General features: G+C 63.7%; 18 protein-coding genes. 3 read left to right on the top strand and 15 right to left on the bottom strand.

Going from position 1 to position 16,296, the window contains the following annotated elements; all coding sequences use genetic code 11:
- Positions 1–10: 10 nt before the first annotated feature.
- From QQL87_RS16515 to urtA, 11 genes are all read right to left on the bottom strand, one after another.
- A complete protein-coding gene (locus QQL87_RS16515; protein WP_284419976.1) occupies positions 11–310 on the bottom strand; it encodes a putative quinol monooxygenase in 300 nt (99 codons plus the stop codon).
- A gap of 48 nt (positions 311–358) precedes the next feature.
- Positions 359–2,074, bottom strand: a complete 1,716-nt coding sequence (ureC, locus tag QQL87_RS16510) for an urease subunit alpha (RefSeq protein ID WP_284419975.1) — start codon at positions 2,072–2,074, stop codon at positions 359–361.
- Positions 2,075–2,128: 54 nt separating this feature from the next.
- Positions 2,129–2,668: an HD domain-containing protein gene (locus QQL87_RS16505; RefSeq protein WP_284419974.1), complete on the bottom strand. Its 540-nt coding sequence runs from the start codon at positions 2,666–2,668 to the stop codon at positions 2,129–2,131.
- A 4-nt stretch (positions 2,669–2,672) separates the two neighbouring features.
- Entirely contained in the window at positions 2,673–2,978 is a 306-nt protein-coding gene (locus QQL87_RS16500; RefSeq protein WP_015669636.1) for an urease subunit beta, read from the bottom strand.
- Positions 2,979–3,106: 128 nt separating this feature from the next.
- Positions 3,107–3,409 carry an urease subunit gamma gene (locus QQL87_RS16495; protein WP_015669637.1) on the bottom strand — a complete coding sequence of 101 codons (303 nt, stop codon included), beginning with the start codon at positions 3,407–3,409 and terminating at the stop codon, positions 3,107–3,109.
- 48 nt (positions 3,410–3,457) lie between these two features.
- Entirely contained in the window at positions 3,458–4,294 is an 837-nt protein-coding gene (locus tag QQL87_RS16490; protein ID WP_284419972.1) for an urease accessory protein UreD, read from the bottom strand.
- Between the two features lie 59 nt (positions 4,295–4,353).
- On the bottom strand, positions 4,354–5,049 hold the full coding sequence (gene urtE, locus QQL87_RS16485; protein WP_284419971.1) for an urea ABC transporter ATP-binding subunit UrtE: 696 nt from the start codon (positions 5,047–5,049) through the stop codon (positions 4,354–4,356).
- A gap of 118 nt (positions 5,050–5,167) precedes the next feature.
- Positions 5,168–5,929, bottom strand: coding sequence for an urea ABC transporter ATP-binding protein UrtD (urtD, locus tag QQL87_RS16480; RefSeq protein ID WP_284419970.1), 762 nt, complete (start codon positions 5,927–5,929; stop codon positions 5,168–5,170).
- A gap of 4 nt (positions 5,930–5,933) precedes the next feature.
- Entirely contained in the window at positions 5,934–7,097 is a 1,164-nt protein-coding gene (gene urtC / locus QQL87_RS16475) for an urea ABC transporter permease subunit UrtC (RefSeq protein ID WP_284419969.1), read from the bottom strand.
- On the bottom strand, positions 7,094–8,707 hold the full coding sequence (gene urtB, locus QQL87_RS16470; RefSeq protein ID WP_284419968.1) for an urea ABC transporter permease subunit UrtB: 1,614 nt from the start codon (positions 8,705–8,707) through the stop codon (positions 7,094–7,096). The genes urtC and urtB overlap by 4 nt, the downstream gene beginning before the upstream one ends.
- Positions 8,708–8,788: 81 nt before the next feature.
- Complete coding sequence (gene urtA, locus QQL87_RS16465) at positions 8,789–10,111, bottom strand: urea ABC transporter substrate-binding protein (RefSeq protein WP_284419967.1); 1,323 nt, start codon at positions 10,109–10,111, stop codon at positions 8,789–8,791.
- Positions 10,112–10,619: 508 nt separating this feature from the next.
- On the opposite strand from urtA, the gene QQL87_RS16460 reads away from it, so the two are divergent.
- From QQL87_RS16460 to QQL87_RS16450, 3 genes are all read left to right on the top strand, one after another.
- Positions 10,620–12,029, top strand: coding sequence for a DEAD/DEAH box helicase (locus QQL87_RS16460; RefSeq protein WP_284420049.1), 1,410 nt, complete (start codon positions 10,620–10,622; stop codon positions 12,027–12,029).
- 23 nt (positions 12,030–12,052) lie between these two features.
- Positions 12,053–12,343, top strand: a complete 291-nt coding sequence (gene infA / locus QQL87_RS16455; RefSeq protein ID WP_015669645.1) for a translation initiation factor IF-1 — start codon at positions 12,053–12,055, stop codon at positions 12,341–12,343.
- A 304-nt stretch (positions 12,344–12,647) separates the two neighbouring features.
- Complete coding sequence (locus QQL87_RS16450) at positions 12,648–12,860, top strand: cold-shock protein (RefSeq protein ID WP_006612155.1); 213 nt, start codon at positions 12,648–12,650, stop codon at positions 12,858–12,860.
- A 132-nt stretch (positions 12,861–12,992) separates the two neighbouring features.
- Here the strand turns inward: QQL87_RS16450 and QQL87_RS16445 are convergent, their stop codons facing one another.
- The 4 genes from QQL87_RS16445 to QQL87_RS16430 form a co-directional block, all read right to left on the bottom strand.
- The gene (locus QQL87_RS16445; RefSeq protein ID WP_284419964.1) at positions 12,993–13,550 is read right to left on the bottom strand and encodes a TadE/TadG family type IV pilus assembly protein; all 558 of its coding nucleotides are present in this window, start codon (positions 13,548–13,550) and stop codon (positions 12,993–12,995) included.
- A gap of 48 nt (positions 13,551–13,598) precedes the next feature.
- Entirely contained in the window at positions 13,599–14,147 is a 549-nt protein-coding gene (locus QQL87_RS16440) for a TadE/TadG family type IV pilus assembly protein (protein ID WP_284419963.1), read from the bottom strand.
- A gap of 320 nt (positions 14,148–14,467) precedes the next feature.
- Positions 14,468–14,905, bottom strand: a complete 438-nt coding sequence (locus QQL87_RS16435) for a pilus assembly protein N-terminal domain-containing protein (protein WP_284419961.1) — start codon at positions 14,903–14,905, stop codon at positions 14,468–14,470.
- Positions 14,906–15,102: 197 nt separating this feature from the next.
- Positions 15,103–15,930: a sterol desaturase family protein gene (locus QQL87_RS16430; protein ID WP_284419960.1), complete on the bottom strand. Its 828-nt coding sequence runs from the start codon at positions 15,928–15,930 to the stop codon at positions 15,103–15,105.
- Between the last annotated feature and the right edge of the window lie 366 nt (positions 15,931–16,296).

The raw sequence follows: 16,296 nt of genomic DNA, 5'->3' as shown, positions 1-16,296 counted from the left end.
GATATTCCGTTCAGCGAACATCGACCTTCTCAGGCGTAATGATCTCGATCTTGGGCGGCGCCGCCATGCATTTCACTGCCACGCGCCCGAACGTCTTCATGTGCTCGGTCGCGCGATGCGGCACCAGGGCCTCGGCGTTCTCCCACTGCTCGACGAACACCATCCTGGTCGGGTCGGTGACGCTCTCGTGCAAATCATAGGCGATATTGCCGGGTTCCTTGCGGGTCCCTTCGATGCAGGCGGTGGCGGCGGCAATGAATTCGGCGCGCGTTTCGGGCTTGATGGTCAAGGTGGCGACGACATAGATCACGAAGCAGTCCTCCCGGTACGTTTCTGGTTTCTTGTACCGGGCGGAAGTCTAGAACATGAAGTATCGCTGCGCCATGGGCAGCACCTCGGCCGGCTCGCAGGTCAGGAGCTCGCCATCGGCGCGCACCTCATAGGTCTCCGGATCGACCTCGATGTTCGGCGTCGCATCATTGTGGATCATGCTCTTCTTCGAGATCTTGCCGCGGGTGTTCTGCACCGCATAGAGCTTCTTGGACAGGCCGAGCTTGCGGGCAAGCCCGCCGGTGATCGCGGCCTTGGAGGTGAAGATCACCGAGGAGGCCGTCAGCGACTTGCCGAACGCGCCGAACATCGGCTGGTAGTGCACCGGCTGCGGGGTCGGGATCGAGGCGTTGGGATCGCCCATTGGCGCGGCGACGATGGTGCCGCCCTTGATGACGCAGTCGGGCTTGACGCCGAAGAAGGCCGGCGACCACAGTACGAGGTCGGCGAGCTTGCCCTTCTCGATCGAGCCGATCAGCTTCGACACGCCGTGGGCGATCGCCGGATTGATCGTGTACTTGGCGATGTAGCGCTTGACGCGGAAATTGTCGTTGTCCTTGCCCTTGTCCTGCGGCAGCGCACCGCGCTGCTTCTTCATCTTGTCGGCGGTCTGCCAGGTCCGGATGATGACCTCGCCGAGCCGGCCCATCGCCTGCGAGTCCGACGACATCATCGAGAGCGCGCCGAGATCGTGCAGGATGTCCTCCGCCGCGATCGTCTCCTTGCGGATGCGGCTTTCGGCAAAGGCGAGGTCCTCGGCGATCGACGGATCGAGATGGTGGCACACCATCAGCATGTCGAGATGCTCGTCGATGGTGTTGCGCGTGAACGGCCGGGTCGGATTGGTCGAGGACGGCAGCACGTTCTTCAGGCCGGCGACCTTGATGATGTCAGGGGCGTGGCCGCCACCGGCGCCTTCGGTGTGGAAGGCGTGGATGGTGCGACCCTTGAAGGCCTTGATCGTGTCCTCGACGAAACCGGATTCGTTGAGCGTGTCCGAGTGCAGCATCACCTGCACGTCGTAGTCGTCAGCGACCGACAGACAATTGTCTATCGCAGCCGGTGTCGTGCCCCAGTCCTCGTGCAGCTTCAGCGCGCAGGCGCCGGCCTTGATCATCTCGACCAGCGCGGCCGGACGCGAGGCGTTGCCCTTGCCGGAAATGCCGAGGTTCACGGGGAACGCATCGAACGACTGCATCATACGGCCGATGTGCCAGGGGCCGGGCGTGCAGGTGGTGGCGAAGGTGCCGTGCGACGGGCCGGTGCCGCCGCCGAGCAGCGAGGTGACGCCCGCCATCAGCGCGTGCTCGATCTGCTGCGGGCAGATGAAATGGATGTGGCTGTCGAAGCCGCCGGCGGTAAGGATCTTGCCCTCGCCGGCGATGACGTCGGTGCCCGGTCCGATCACGATGGTCACGCCCGGCTGGATATCGGGATTACCGGCCTTGCCGATCGCGCTGATCATGCCTTCCTTGATCGCGACGTCGGCCTTCACGACGCCCCAGTGGTCGACGATCAAAGCGTTGGTGATGACGGTGTCGGCGGCGCCCTGCTTGTTGGTCGCCTGCGACTGCCCCATGCCGTCACGGATGACCTTGCCGCCGCCGAACTTCACCTCCTCGCCATAGATGGTGAAGTCCTTCTCCACCTCGATGATCAGATCGGTATCGGCGAGCCGCACCTTGTCGCCGGTGGTCGGGCCGAACATGTCGGCATAGACGGAACGCTTGATCTTGACGGACATCGATGGCCCCCACTCAGCTCTGCTTGTCTTGATTTCGCGACACTGGCGATCCGCTCACAACGACCCCCGCGCATTCGCAACCGTTTCGTCGAACAGCGCATCCAGCCGCGCGTTCACACCGCGGCAGCCGGCGACGACCTGCTCGGCCCAGCCGACATACTCCATCAGCTCGAGCTGCTGCTCCAGGTCCGGCTCGAAGACGATGCGGACGCGGATGTTGCTGATCTTGTCGGCGATCTTGATCTGCTTGGCGCCGGCCGATTTGCCGGGAGCTGCGATGACCTGGACCTGGCGCCGCTCGCTCTTCGGCAAGGTCATGTCGTCGGTGACCTCCTCGACCAGCCCGGCGACGCGCTGTCCGAAACGCTGCGTCAGCTCGTCGGCTGCGGTGTCGGTGTCCTCGATGACGTCATGCAGCCAACCGGCTGCGACCAATTCGGCGTCCTCGCCGGCGCAGGCGGCCGCCAGGATATTCGCCACCTCGGCCAGATGATTGACATAGGGCTCCTCGTCGCGGCCCTTGCGCTGCTGGCCGGCGTGGCGGCGCGCCGCGAGCTCAGCCGCTTCGGAAACGAGGCACAATCCGCTCAGCATCGCTCTACAGCTTGCCCATGACGTCGCCACGGAAGCCGTAGACGGTGCGCTTGCCGGCGAGCGCCACCAGCTGCACGTCGCGGGTCTGGCCCGGCTCGAAGCGCACCGCCGTGCCGGCCGCGATGTCGAGCCGCATGCCCCTGGCTTTCTTGCGATCGAACTTCAGCGCCGGATTGGTCTCGAAGAAATGGTAGTGCGAGCCGACCTGGATCGGCCGGTCGCCGGTGTTGGCGACCGACAGGGTCACGGTCTTGCGGCCGGCATTGAGCTCGATCTCGCCGTCCTGGATGAAGAGTTCGCCGGGGATCATTTCGCTTTTTCTCCGTCATTCCGGGGCGGTTCGCAGGACCGAACCCGGAATCTCAAACGATTGTTTTCAAGCCATCTCTGGATTCCGGGCCCGGCGCTGCGCGCCGTCCCGGAGTGACGTGCAATGATTTAGCGGATCGGCTCGTGCACCGTGACCAGCTTGGTGCCGTCCGGAAACGTCGCTTCGACCTGGATGTCATGGATCATCTCGGGGATGCCAGGCATCACTTGGTCGCGGGTCAGGACCTGGGCGCCAGCCTGCATCAGTTCGGCTACAGTGCGGCCGTCGCGCGCGCCTTCGAGGATGAAATCGGAGATGATCGCGACCGCCTCGGGATGATTCAGCTTGACGCCGCGCTCAAGCCTGCGGCGCGCCACGATGGCGGCCATCGAGATCAGGAGCTTGTCCTTTTCGCGGGGAGACAGGTTCATGCGGACTCTCTTGTGATCGTCTTCTAATGATCGTCAGTTGGTAAACGTCTAGTTGAGCCACAGCCGCGGCAACGGCCCGGTCGACGCACAGCCAAGCACCGCCATCATGTCGGCACGCAGGCTCGCGGCATCTTGGGCACAGAAGCGCGCCATTGCAAATCCATTCCAGGCCGACAACCCGGCCTCTCCACGGAAGGCCGGCAGGCTCTCCCTGATGCGCTCGACCAGTGCGGCGTCGCCTGGGACGATCAGCGCGGTCCCGATCGCGGCTGCGCCCTTGGCGATGGCCGGCTGCGCCAGTTTGTCGCTAATGTCCCCGTCGAGGCGGACCGTCTCGGCGAACACCAGCTTGCCGCCGCGCCGGACCCGCCAGCGGTCGACGAACTCGCCCTCGCGCATCGTCTCCCCCATGGCCGTGCGCCCGAACACGACGATCTCGCACAGCAGCAGCGAGGCGGTGGCCGCGAGGTCGATGTCGATGCGGCGACGGATGCGGGCGCGGTCGAACAGGATCGTTTCCTGCGGCAGCCAGGAGATGTGGGCACCCGCATGGGCGCTCAGCGCGATATCGAGCTCCGCAGGCTTGCCGGCGGCGCGATAGACCTTTTCGGCCGCGGCGCTCGACAGCGTCACGCGGCTGCCCTCGCCGGCCGCGACCTCGATCGCGAAGCGATCGCCGCCGGCGATGCCGCCGGCCGTATTGACGAACATCGCTGACAGGCCACCGTCCTCGGGCGAGGGAAAGCGCACCCGTAGCGAGCCGGATTCATGCAGATGATGGCGACGCGTCATGCCGTCCTGCAGCCGCGCGTCGAAGCGCACCGCGCCGCGGGCGCGGTTGGCCTCGAAAATATCGGCAGCGGCGTTGGCGGGATCGGCCCGCATCGATCCCCTCCCCTGGGACCAGACGCGAGGCGAGCCCGCGTCGGGAAGCTACGTCGTGGTCACAGCGCCATCTGGCGGCTGATCTCGGCCGGATCGAGATTGGCGCGCGTGCAAGTGAACTTGACCGCGCCGCGATCCATGACCGCGAAGTTGTCGCCGAGTTCGCAGGCAAAGTCGAGATACTGCTCGACCAGTACGATGGCGATATTGCCGAGATTACGCAGGTACGAAATGGCCCGGCCGATGTCCTTGATGATCGAGGGCTGGATGCCCTCGGTCGGCTCGTCCAGCAGCAGCACCTTTGGCCGCATCACCATGGCCCGCCCGATCGCGAGCTGCTGCTGCTGGCCGCCGGAGAGGTCGCCACCGCGCCGGCCGAGCATCGACTGCAGCACCGGAAACAGCGAGAACACGTCGTCCGGGATGCTGCGGTCGGCGCGCTTCAGCGGACCGAAGCCGGTCTTGAGGTTTTCCTCGACCGTGAGCAGCGGGAATATCTCGCGGCCCTGCGGCACGAAGCCGATGCCCTTGCGCGCCCGCTCATAGGGCTTGAGATGGGTGATGTCGGCGCCGTCGAAGGTGATGGTGCCGGAGGCCAGCGGATACTGCCCGACCAGCGCCCGCAGCAGCGAGGTCTTGCCGACGCCATTGCGGCCGAGCACGCAGGTGACCTTGCCGGGCTCCGCCGCGATCGAGACGCCGCGCAGCGCCTGGGCGGCGCCGTAATAGAGGTTGATGTTGTCGACGCTCAGCATCAGCGGCCTCCGGTCGTTGATGGGCGAATGGCGAATAGCGAATAGCGAATAGATTGAATTCTCTGCGTCATCGTCCCTTGCCCTATTCGCTACTCGCCATTCGCTATTCGCCGACCAGCTAGCGGCCCAGATAGACCTCGATCACCCGATCGTTCGACGACACCTGATCGATGGTGCCCTCGGCCAGGACAGTGCCTTCATGCAGGCAGGTGACCTTGACGCCGAGCTCGCGGACGAAGGTCATGTCGTGCTCGACGACCATGACGGTATGATCCTTGTTGATTTCCTTGAGCAGCTCGGCAGTCTGATGCGTCTCGACATCGGTCATGCCGGCCACCGGCTCGTCGACCAGCAGCAGCTTCGGATCCTGCGCCAGCAGCATGCCGATCTCCAGCCACTGCTTCTGGCCATGAGACAGGCTGCCGGCGAGCTTGCGGCGGACATCCTTGAGCCGCACCGTCTCCAGCACCTTGTCGATCTGCTCGGCCTCGCCCCTCGAGCCACGCCAGAACAACGTGCCCTTGACGCTGTGGTCGACGTTGAGCGCGAGCAGCAAATTGTCCTCGACCGATTGGCTCTCGAACACGGTCGGCTTCTGAAACTTGCGGCCGATGCCGAGTTCGGCGATGCGGGTCTCGTCGAGGCGGGTCAGGTCGGTCTTGCCGTCGAACAGCACCGTGCCCTCGTCCGGCTTGGTCTTGCCGGTGATGATGTCCATCATCGTGGTCTTGCCGGCGCCGTTCGGGCCGATGATGGCGCGCATCTCGCCCGGCTCGAGTGCCAGCGAGAGGTTGTTGATGGCGTGGAAGCCATCGAAAGAGACATGCACGGCGTCGAGGTAGAGCAGCGCCGAGGTCGATCGCGTATCCATCACGTTCATGCGCTCACTCCGCCATCTTGGGTTCGGTGACGCCGTCCTCGCGGGCGGCGCTGTCGGCGTTCGGCGTCTTGCTGGTGAACTGGTCCCACCACGAATTGAAGGTGCCGATGATGCCCTTGGGCAGCAGCAGGGTCACGAGCACGAACAGCGCACCGAGCATGAACAGCCAGTAGGGCGCCAGCACGCCAGACGTGAAGAACGTCTTGGCGTAGTTCACGACGACGGCGCCGAGTGCGGCGCCGACCAGCGTGCCGCGACCGCCGACTGCCACCCAGATCACGGCTTCGATCGAATTGCCCGGCGCAAACTCCGAGGGGTTGATGATGCCGACCTGCGGAACATAAAGCGCGCCTGCGACGCCGGCCATGCAGGCCGACAGCGTGAACACGAACAGCTTGTAGGACTCGACGCGATAGCCGAGGAAGCGCGTGCGGGACTCGGCGTCGCGGATTGCAATCAGCACCTTACCGAGTTTCGACGACACGACGGCCCGGCAGATCAGGAAGGCCAGAATGAGTGAGAGGCAGCTCAGCGCAAACAGCGCGGCGCGGGTGCCCTCCGCCTGGACGTTGAAGCCGAGGATATCCTTGAAGTCGGTCAGGCCGTTATTGCCGCCGAAGCCGAAATCGTTGCGGAAGAAGGCGAGCAGCAGCGCATAGGTCATCGCCTGGGTGATGATCGACAGATAGACGCCGGTCACGCGCGAGCGGAAGGCGAGCCATCCGAAGCAGAAGGCGAGCAGGCCGGGCACGACGAGCACCATCAGCGCTGCGAACCAGAACATGTCGAAGCCGTACCAGTACCAGGGCAGCTTGGAATAGTTCAGGAACACCATGAAGTCGGGCAGGATCGGATTGCCATAGACGCCGCGGGTGCCGATCTGGCGCATCAGGTACATGCCCATCGCGTAGCCGCCGAGCGCGAAGAACGCGCCGTGGCCGAGCGAGAGAATGCCGCAATAGCCCCAGATCAGGTCGATCGAGAGCGCCAGGATGGCGTAGCAGACATATTTGCCCCACAGCGCGACCAGATAGGTCGGCACCTGCAAGGCCGAGCCGGCCGGCAGCAGCAGATTGGACAGCGGAATCAGGATGCCGCAGGCCGCAACGACCAGCACGAAGATGGTCGCGGCGCGGTCCAGCGACCTCGTCAGCATATGCGGCATCATGCTTCCACCGCCCGGCCCTTGAGCGCGAACAGGCCGCGCGGGCGCTTCTGAATGAACAGGATGATCAGCACCAGGATCGCGATCTTGCCGAGCACGGCGCCCGCCACCGGCTCCAGGAACTTGTTGGCGATGCCAAGCGTGAAGGCGCCGACCAGGGTGCCCCAGAGATTGCCGACGCCGCCGAACACGACGACCATGAAGGAATCGATGATGTAGCTCTGGCCGAGATTGGGGCTGACATTGTCGATCTGCGACAGCGCCACGCCGGCGATGCCGGCAATGCCCGAGCCCAGCCCGAAGGTGAGCGCATCGACCCGCGAGGTCGCAATACCCATCGAGGCCGCCATGCGCCGGTTCTGTGTGACCGCGCGCATCTCCAGGCCCAAAGCCGTGTAGCGCAGCATGGCGAGCAAGATCGCGAACACCGCCATGGTGAAACAGAGGATCCAGAGCCGGTTGTAGGTGATGGTGATCTGGCCAAGCTCGAAGGCGCCGCTCATCCAGGAGGGGTTGCCGACCTCGCGGTTGGTCGGACCGAACGCCGAGCGCACCGCCTGTTGCAGGATCAGCGACAGCCCCCAGGTGGCGAGCAGCGTCTCCAGCGGACGCCCATAGAGGAAGCGGATGATGGTCCGTTCGATGACCACGCCGATCGCGCCGGCCACCAGGAAGGCCAGCGGCGCCGCGATCAGCAGCGAATAGTCGAACAGCGCCGGATAGCGCGTGCGGATGATCTCCTGGACGACGAAGGTCGTGTAGGCCCCCAGCATCACCATCTCGCCATGGGCCATGTTGATGACGCCCATGACGCCGAAGGTGATGGCAAGGCCGATGGCCGCGAGCAGCAGTACCGATCCGAGCGAGAGGCCATACCAGGCGTTCTGCACCCCGGACCAGATCGCAAGCGAGCTCTGGATCGAGGCGATCGCGCCCGCGGCGGCTTTGGCGACGCTCGGGGGCTGATCGCCGCTGCTGATCTCGGTCAGCAGCGCCAGGGCCTCCTGATCGCTGCGCGCCCTGATGGTCGCAACCGCTTCGAGCTTGTCGACCTCGCTGGCGTCGGACTTGAACAGCAGAATGGCGGCGCGCGCCTCGGTCAGCGCCTGCTTGACGCCGCGGTTGGTTTCCTTGGCGAGCGCCGATTCCACGGTCGGCAGCGTCGCCTCGTCATGCGACTTGAAAACGGATTTCGCGGCCGACAGGCGGGTGCTGAGATCGGGCGAAAGAAGAGTGAGGCCGCCGAGCGCGGCATCGACGGTCCGGCGCAAACGGTTGTTGAGACTGACCGCGGCGGCAGTGTCGGGAAGCTTGTCGACGACAGCGCCAGTCGCAGCATCGATGATCTTGCCGTCGGCCTGCTTGACATAGACCTTCTTGGTCTCGGCATCGAACATCAGCCGCTCGTCCTGCAGCGCGCTGATGATCTGGAACGCCAGCGGGTTGCCGGAGACGGCGATCTCGCTCACCGCATCATCGGTGTCGGAGAAATCGTCATTGGCGAACTTGGCGACGGATTCTTCGAAACTGGCCGCGAAGGCCGGAGCGGCAGCCGCGATGAGGGCAATGGACAGAAGAAGGCGGCGAACGATCGCAAGAACAATGGCAGGCACTGGACCACCCCGGCAGGAGGAAGAGAGAAGGCGGCAGTGATCGCCGCCTTCTCCGGTCGTGATGAGTTCGTCAGGTCGAGATCAGGTGCCCGAGCCCAGGCACTTGTTGGTCTTGACGTTGAAGTTGCCGCACTTCTTGCCGACCCAGTCGCCGATCAGGTCCTTGGAGCCCTCGAGCTCCTTCGACCAGGCGTCGCCGGGGACCAGATCCTTGGTCTTGTAGACGACGCTGAACTGGCCATCGCCCTTGATCTCGCCGATGAACACCGGCTTGGTGATGTGGTGGTTCGGCAGCATCTTGGACACGCCGCCGGTCAGGTTCGGCGCCTCGGTGCCCGGGAGGGCGTCGATGACCTTGTCCGGATCGGTGGACTTGACCTTCTCGACCGCCTTCACCCACATGTTGAAGCCGATCACGTGGGCTTCCATCGGGTCGTTGGTCACGCGCTTCGGGTTCTTGGTGTAGGCCTGCCACTCCTTGATGAACTTCTCGTTGGCCGGGGTCTTGATCGACTCGAAATAGTTCCAGGCGGCGAGATGGCCGACCAGCGGCTTGGTGTCGATGCCGGCGAGCTCTTCCTCACCCACCGAGAACGCGACGACCGGGATGTCCTTGGCCTTGACGCCCTGGTTGCCGAGCTCCTTGTAGAACGGAACGTTGGCGTCGCCGTTGATGGTGGAGACCACCGCGGTCTTCTTGCCGGCCGAGCCGAACTTCTTGATGTCGGCGACGATCGTCTGCCAGTCGGAGTGACCGAACGGCGTGTAGTTGATCATGATGTCTTCCTGAGCCACGCCCTTCGACTTCAGGTAGGCTTCCAGGATCTTGTTGGTGGTGCGCGGATAGACGTAGTCGGTGCCCGCCAGCACCCAGCGCTTCACCTTCTCGTCCTTCATCAGGTAGTCGACCGCCGGGATCGCCTGCTGGTTCGGCGCCGCACCGGTGTAGAACACGTTGCGCTCGCTCTCCTCGCCCTCGTACTGGACCGGATAGAACAGGATGCTGTTGAGCTCCTTGAACACCGGCAGCACCGACTTGCGCGACACCGAGGTCCAGCAGCCGAACACGACCGCGACCTTGTTCTTGGTGATCAGCTCGCGGGCCTTTTCGGCGAACAGCGGCCAGTTCGAAGCGGGGTCGACGACGACGGCCTCGAGCTTCTTGCCGAGCACGCCGCCCTTCTTGTTCTGTTCGTCGATCAGGAACAGGATCGTATCCTTCAGCGTCGTTTCGCTGATGGCCATGGTTCCGGACAACGAATGCAGAACGCCGATCTTGATGGTGTCGTCGGCAGCCATGGCCGGGCCGAAGCCGGCCGCGCCGAGTGCCAGGCCGGCAGCAGCAGCCAGCCAGCGACGGCGGCTGAACGGCGCCGTTAATTCCTGAGTGAGTCGAGTAAGCATGAGGTAATATCTCCCTGACGCAGACGTGCTTCGCAGCCAAGGCGGCCGGCGGTCTGCGGCAGAAGAATCGCAAGAAGCATGCCATGCCGTTCACGTCGCGTAAGTCTCTGACGCCCCTGGAGAACTCGGCAAAATCGCGACGGAAGGCCGCACCTCCCTGGCGTTACTTTAGGCAGAGACACTGATTATTCAGCCAGCATTGAGCGCACAATTTATGCACTTTGTTTTGAATGGCTAAATTTAAAGCAGCAGAGTACCGGCTGTATCGCCGCTCCGTTACGCATCGGCCTTGAAAGTGCCGTCTACCTGCTCCATATAACCCGGAGATCGAGGCGAATCGGCCGGATCTTTGCAAGCCGCGTGTTCTTTAGCTCGACAAGAGCTTCTGGCTTCGCATTTTACCCCATCCAATCTAGGCGCTCCAAACACGCGGGTGTCTCTCAACCACCCTCCCGCGTCCGGCTGCCTGCCGACACGGGCCTTATCCTCATATGGAAAGCCCAATCTTTTGACATCCTTCCAGGATTTTAACCTCGCCGACGCGCTGACGCGCGCGCTGAAGGAAGAGAACTACACCACCCCCACCCCGATCCAGGCCCAGACCATTCCGCTCGCGCTCGAAGGCCGCGACGTGATCGGCATCGCCCAGACCGGAACCGGCAAGACCGCCTCGTTCGCGCTGCCGATCCTGCACCGCCTGCTGCAGAACCGCATCAAGCCGCAGCCGAAGACGGCGCGCGTGCTGGTGCTGAGCCCGACCCGCGAGCTGTCCGGGCAAATTCTCGACAGCTTCAACACCTACGGCCGTCACATCCGGCTGACCTCGGCGCTCGCGATCGGCGGCGTCCCGATGGGACGCCAGGTCCGCGCCGTCATGCCAGGCCTCGAAGTGCTCGTCGCCACGCCAGGCCGGCTGCTCGACCTCGTCCAGGGAAATGCCCTGAAGCTGAACCAGGTCGAGTTCCTGGTGCTCGACGAAGCCGACCGCATGCTCGACATGGGCTTCATCAACGACATCCGGAAGATCGTGTCCAAGCTGCCGATCAAGCGGCAGACGCTGTTCTTCTCGGCCACCATGCCCAAGGACATCGCCGAGCTCGCCGATGCCATGCTGCGCGACCCGGCAAGAGTGGCCGTGACGCCGGTCTCGTCGACGGTCGAGCGTATCGCCCAGCGCGTGATCCAGGTCGACCACTCGGCCAAACCGAACCTGCTGGCTCAACTGCTCAAGGAAGAGCCGGTCAACCGCGCGCTGGTGTTCACCCGCACCAAGCACGGCGCCGACAAGGTCGTGAAGAGCCTGGAAAAGGCCGGCATTCCCGCCCAGGCCATTCATGGCAACAAGTCGCAGAACCATCGCGAGCGGACCCTTGCGGCGTTCCGCACCGGCGAGATCCGCACCCTGGTCGCGACCGACATCGCAGCCCGCGGCATCGACGTCGACGGCGTCAGCCATGTCGTGAATTTCGATCTGCCGAACGTTCCTGAGACCTATGTCCACCGCATCGGCCGCACCGCGCGCGCCGGCGCCGAGGGCATTGCGATTTCGCTCGTCGCCGGAGCGGACGAAATGTCCTACCTCCGCGACATCGAACGGCTGATCAAGATCTCGCTGCCGCGCGAAGATCGTCGCATTCCTGGCCAGCGCGAGCCCGCGGCACCGGCCAAGCCGCCGCAGCGCGGCGGCCGTCCTGGCATGCAGAATGCGCGGACCAATGACGGCGGTGCAGCCGCAAAAGGCCCTCGCCGTCGTCGCCGTTCCAATGTTAAGATGGCGGCTCTGCCAGGCAATCGTCAGGAGTCCAACCGGCCGTCGCAAGGCGGCGGCAACTCCGGGTCGATTCAGGGCGTTGCATTCCTGCATCGCGAAGGCAGACCCAAAAACCACGCTCACAACCGCAACCAACGGCCAAACTGACGTCTATCGATCTGGAGAGAGACATGGCTAAGGAAGAGCTGATCCAGTTCGAAGGGCTGGTCACCGAAATCCTTCCCGACGCACGCTATCGGGTACAACTCGACGCGGGGCACGAGATCGTCGCCTACACCGCCGGCAAGATGAAAAAGAATCGCATCAAGACGCTCGCGGGAGACCGCGTGACCGTCGAAATGTCGCCCTATGATCTGGAAAAGGGCCGTCTGATCTTCCGTCACAAGGACGAACGCCCAAGCTCAGCCGGCGGTCCGCCGCGCGGTGCAGCGCAACGTGGTGGGCAGTTCCGCCGACGCTGATGGCCGGGGCGGAACAATGGTCCGCCCCTGTCATGCAGTTTGATCAAGTCTTGCGCAAATCAGCGACAATTCAGCGCGTCGGCGGTCCAGCCGGCGCGTCAAAAAATCGTGCGCCCTCCCGCACCTCAGGATTGTTTTGCGCGGCCATTTCCAATAATATACCCCGCAATCGATTTTCGGCCGGACGAGATTAGCTATTACCGGTACAGCCGGTTCAGACGCTGACGACCCTTCCAAAAATTCGATCTAACCAGCCCAGACCCCTGGGTTACGACATTTGATATCTGAGAAGGGAACTACCCCCGTGAGCATGGGAACCGTGAAGTGGTTTAACGCGACCAAGGGCTATGGCTTCATTCAGCCGGATGACGGCGGGAATGACGTGTTCGTGCACATCAGCGCCGTCGAGCGCGCTGGTCTCGGCACGCTGCGCGAAGGTCAGAAGATCTCCTACGAGATCGTTGCTGACCGCCGTTCGGGCAAGTCGTCGGCCGATAATCTCCGCGCTGCCAACTGAGGCTGCGACAGGGCGATCTCGATCGCTCCCGATAAAACGAAAGGCCGCCTCGGGCGGCCTTTTTCATGTCTGATGTTCAGGGGCCAGCGCCCCTGCGAGGCGAGGCCGGTGCAGTGCCGACCGTGCCAGGGCTCAGCAGCTCGTCAACACCGAGGTGTACAGGACACAGGTCGACTGCCGCGGACGAGTATAGGCGACATCGCTGAGATTGATCCCGGTCTTGGCCATCACATAGCCGATCGTCGGGACGTACTGATAGTTCACCTCGCTGAAGATCAGGTAGCTGTTGGCGACCAGCAGATCAGCCGGTACACCGACCGCCGTGCCCGTCGCCCGCGGCGCCGATCCCTTGCTCCACTTGACGGTCGCCTGCGTGCCGGTGGAATTGACGAGAAGCTCGGTGATGGTCGCGTTCACCGGCGTCGTCGAATACGGATACATGATGCCGGTCGAGGCGGCGAAGAAGTTCGACATGTCGCTGTCGCCGACCGTGGTCGACTGCGAGGTCAGGTCGGACAGCGTTCGCGCCATCAGCGTCACCTTGCGGTCGACGGCGATCGCCGAGCAGAACTCGACCGTGCCGAAGAACATCACTAGCATCAGCGGCACGATGAAGGCGAATTCGGTCGCGGCGACACCGCTTCGATCGGCGCCAAACGCGCGGAAGCGACGGAGCAGGTGGAATGTCATCTCAGGCCTCGGTCTTTCTGCACGATACATGGCGGGTTCCTGACGCGCTCATGAGTACGGCTCGTTCTTGAATGCGGCCGTTCCCACCAGGAGCCGCTTGCTGCCTGACAGGTTCGCGATGTTGTAGCCGAGCCCGGTCACGAAGATCGGCCACTGATAGAACAGCCTGACCACGACAATGTCGCCGGCGGCGCCCGGACTGTAGGTCATGTTGTTGACGAAATTGCCGGAGTTGTCGATCTGGCTAGCGATCGAGACGCTCCCGAACGACGAGTAGCTCTTCACGTCGACGTAGATCTTGTTGCAGTCGAACAGCGCCGCCGGCACCTGGGTGCAGACGTAGCTCGCGAACTGCGACTGCGAGTAGGAGCCCTGCTGCGCCTGCCCGGTCAGGATCATGCGCGCGGAGTCCTGCGTGATCGTCTCGAGCACCTGCCCGGCGAAGAACATCAGGGCCGTCTCGAGGATGGCGAACAGCAGCGCGAAGAAGATCGGGGCGACCAGCGCGAATTCGAGCGCGGCCGACGCGCGGCGGTTGCGTCGAAAGCGCCGAAGCAGCCTGCGGATCGAGCCGGACGCGGAGACGGAGGCTTGCATTGTTTGACCCGGAATTGGAAAGGCACATCAACCTGGGTGAAAGAAATAGCGGAAACTCGTTCGCAAAGAGTTTCCTACAATCCGAACCACCTGGCCGCCCGTCGCAACCTCCCGCTAACCATCGCCGCACGAGGTCGCTCATGCCGACGCATCGGCTCGGGTTCGCGCGGGCATGACCTCAGCCTGAACGGATCGCCCAACTTCGAGGTGGGCACAGGCACGCGCATCCGCCGCGCGAACCGCGCCGGTTCTGCGTCAGGCCTTGCTCGGAGCACGGCGGCCGCAGCCGAGCCGATCTCAGCTCGTCGAGTTGGTCTTGGCTAGTTGGTCTTGGCGGCAGATGCGGCATTGCCGCTGGCCTGGCTCGACATCGTGCCGGCCTGATCGAGCACCGACTTGAAGTAGCTGTCGCCGTCACCAAGGGTCACCCGGCGCTGGCAGACCGGCATGCAGCTGTAGGTCTCGCGGTCGACGCCGCGATACACCGTGACGAGCCGGTCGGTGGGGCCGGCGACCTGGATCTGACGATCGATCAGCACCTGCCCGCCGCGGTCCATGGCGATGAAATTGGTCGCGCCATAGCTCTTGCCGGTCACGACGATGATGCCGCCGCTCTGCAGGGTCACGTCCGCGATCATCGGATTGCCGACGACCAGGGTCGCGACCCGGTCGGGAAGCTTCACCAGCTTGGCCTGGTCGACGTTCACGGCGATCGCGGGATCGGGGTCCGCCGACGCGGCGGCCGGCCACAGCAGCATCGTGGCGACAGCTGCCCGCAGAGCAAAGGAGACACAAGGACGACACGACACACTGAACGACATACTCAACCCCGGGACATCTTCGAGCCGTCTCAAGCGATACGCAGCGGTGACGGCGCCCGACGCGGCAAATCTGCGCTCAATTGGTGAACGATCTACAAACGTGGTCCAACTCTCTCGCCTGCCCGCCGTGCCATTCAGCGGCGGAACGGAAATGCGAGCTGGCCGGCGAATTCACCCGGCATCGCCGCTTCGTCCTTGCCGTATTCGGCCGGAAGCTGGCCCTCCGGCATCCGGAACGTGCCGAACAGGATGTCCCAGACCGGGAACGTGCCGGCAAAATTGGTATTGCCGCCTTCCTCGAGCCCGGTGTGATGCCAGCGGTGAAAGACCGGCGTCGCCAGGACGTATTTGAACGGCCCCAGCGTCCAGTTGAGATTGGCATGCACGAAGGCGGAATGGAACGTCGTGAACGGCCCGACCCAGAGCATCACGTTCGGCGAGATGCCGGCCGTCAGCAGGATCACGTCGACCGCGATGGTGCCGAGGATCAAATTGATCGGGTGGAAACGCGCCGCCGAGATCCAGTCCAGCTCCTCCGAGGAGTGGTGGACGGCATGGTACTTCCAGAACTCTCCGCCGTGGAACAGCCGGTGGGTCCAGTACAACATGAAATCGGCAAGCACGATGAAGAGCAGCCCCTGCAGCCATTCCGGCAGTTGTGCCAGCGGACCGTGGCCGTTCTCATAGAACGCGATCAGCTCATCCGCATCATGGATCTTGAAGATCACGCCGGCCGCGAGCACCAGCAGCCCGATGCGAAGCACGCGGGCGAACACCGGCACAAAGAACCAGTAGACCATGTCGGTGACGAGCTCGCGCTTCTGCCACCACGGTCCGCCGGGATTGCAGGCCCAGAAATGGCCGAGCACCGAGAACACGACCGCCAGAACCAGCGTAATCGGCAGAATCTTCTCGATGGTCTGGCCGAGCATCAGCGCGACTTCCCATGGCAGACCGGACATCACATGCCTCATCTCATGAACGTGCTCGAGGGGTACTCCCTGGCGCTTAAGGAGCCGTGAACCCTCCACGCCTCCGGCGAGAGCGGCGCGCCGCCATTACGCTGCGACGAGACGGAGAGATCGTCACTCGGGAACCTCGCTTGCAGAACCACCGCCCGCCCGCATCAGAGCCGATCATATAGAGGCGGCTGGAGGCCGCGCTCATGACATCAGGACGGATATCCGGCCGCCCGGACTTTGTTTCCAATTTTTGTCGTCCGGTTCATTCCAAATTTACTCTGCGCAAGAACGGCCATCCGCAGCGATGTTTCATCGGTTGAATTAACTACGCCGAAATTCCTGCCCCCTAGGGTGCCCATATGGTCA

The sequence above is a fragment of the Bradyrhizobium sp. SSBR45G genome (assembly GCF_030159255.1).
GTDB lineage: Bacteria > Pseudomonadota > Alphaproteobacteria > Rhizobiales > Xanthobacteraceae > Bradyrhizobium.
Note: the sequence above shows the minus strand (reverse complement) of the source record. Positions and strands in the feature narration are given on the sequence as shown.

Bases quoted from the DNA above. Each gene is read 5' to 3' on its own strand.
- ureC (WP_284419975.1), bottom strand. From the start codon at position 2,074: ATGTCCGTCAAGATCAAGCGTTCCGTCTATGCCGACATGTTCGGCCCG.
- QQL87_RS16505 (WP_284419974.1), bottom strand. From the start codon at position 2,668: ATGCTGAGCGGATTGTGCCTCGTTTCCGAAGCGGCTGAGCTCGCGGCG.
- QQL87_RS16500 (WP_015669636.1), bottom strand. From the start codon at position 2,978: ATGATCCCCGGCGAACTCTTCATCCAGGACGGCGAGATCGAGCTCAAT.
- QQL87_RS16495 (WP_015669637.1), bottom strand. From the start codon at position 3,409: ATGAACCTGTCTCCCCGCGAAAAGGACAAGCTCCTGATCTCGATGGCC.
- QQL87_RS16490 (WP_284419972.1), bottom strand. From the start codon at position 4,294: ATGCGGGCCGATCCCGCCAACGCCGCTGCCGATATTTTCGAGGCCAAC.
- urtE (WP_284419971.1), bottom strand. From the start codon at position 5,049: ATGCTGAGCGTCGACAACATCAACCTCTATTACGGCGCCGCCCAGGCG.
- urtD (WP_284419970.1), bottom strand. From the start codon at position 5,929: ATGAACGTGATGGATACGCGATCGACCTCGGCGCTGCTCTACCTCGAC.
- urtC (WP_284419969.1), bottom strand. From the start codon at position 7,097: ATGATGCCGCATATGCTGACGAGGTCGCTGGACCGCGCCGCGACCATC.
- urtA (WP_284419967.1), bottom strand. From the start codon at position 10,111: ATGCTTACTCGACTCACTCAGGAATTAACGGCGCCGTTCAGCCGCCGT.
- infA (WP_015669645.1), top strand. From the start codon at position 12,053: ATGGCTAAGGAAGAGCTGATCCAGTTCGAAGGGCTGGTCACCGAAATC.
- QQL87_RS16445 (WP_284419964.1), bottom strand. From the start codon at position 13,550: ATGACATTCCACCTGCTCCGTCGCTTCCGCGCGTTTGGCGCCGATCGA.
- QQL87_RS16440 (WP_284419963.1), bottom strand. From the start codon at position 14,147: ATGCAAGCCTCCGTCTCCGCGTCCGGCTCGATCCGCAGGCTGCTTCGG.
- QQL87_RS16435 (WP_284419961.1), bottom strand. From the start codon at position 14,905: ATGCTGCTGTGGCCGGCCGCCGCGTCGGCGGACCCCGATCCCGCGATC.
- QQL87_RS16430 (WP_284419960.1), bottom strand. From the start codon at position 15,930: ATGTCCGGTCTGCCATGGGAAGTCGCGCTGATGCTCGGCCAGACCATC.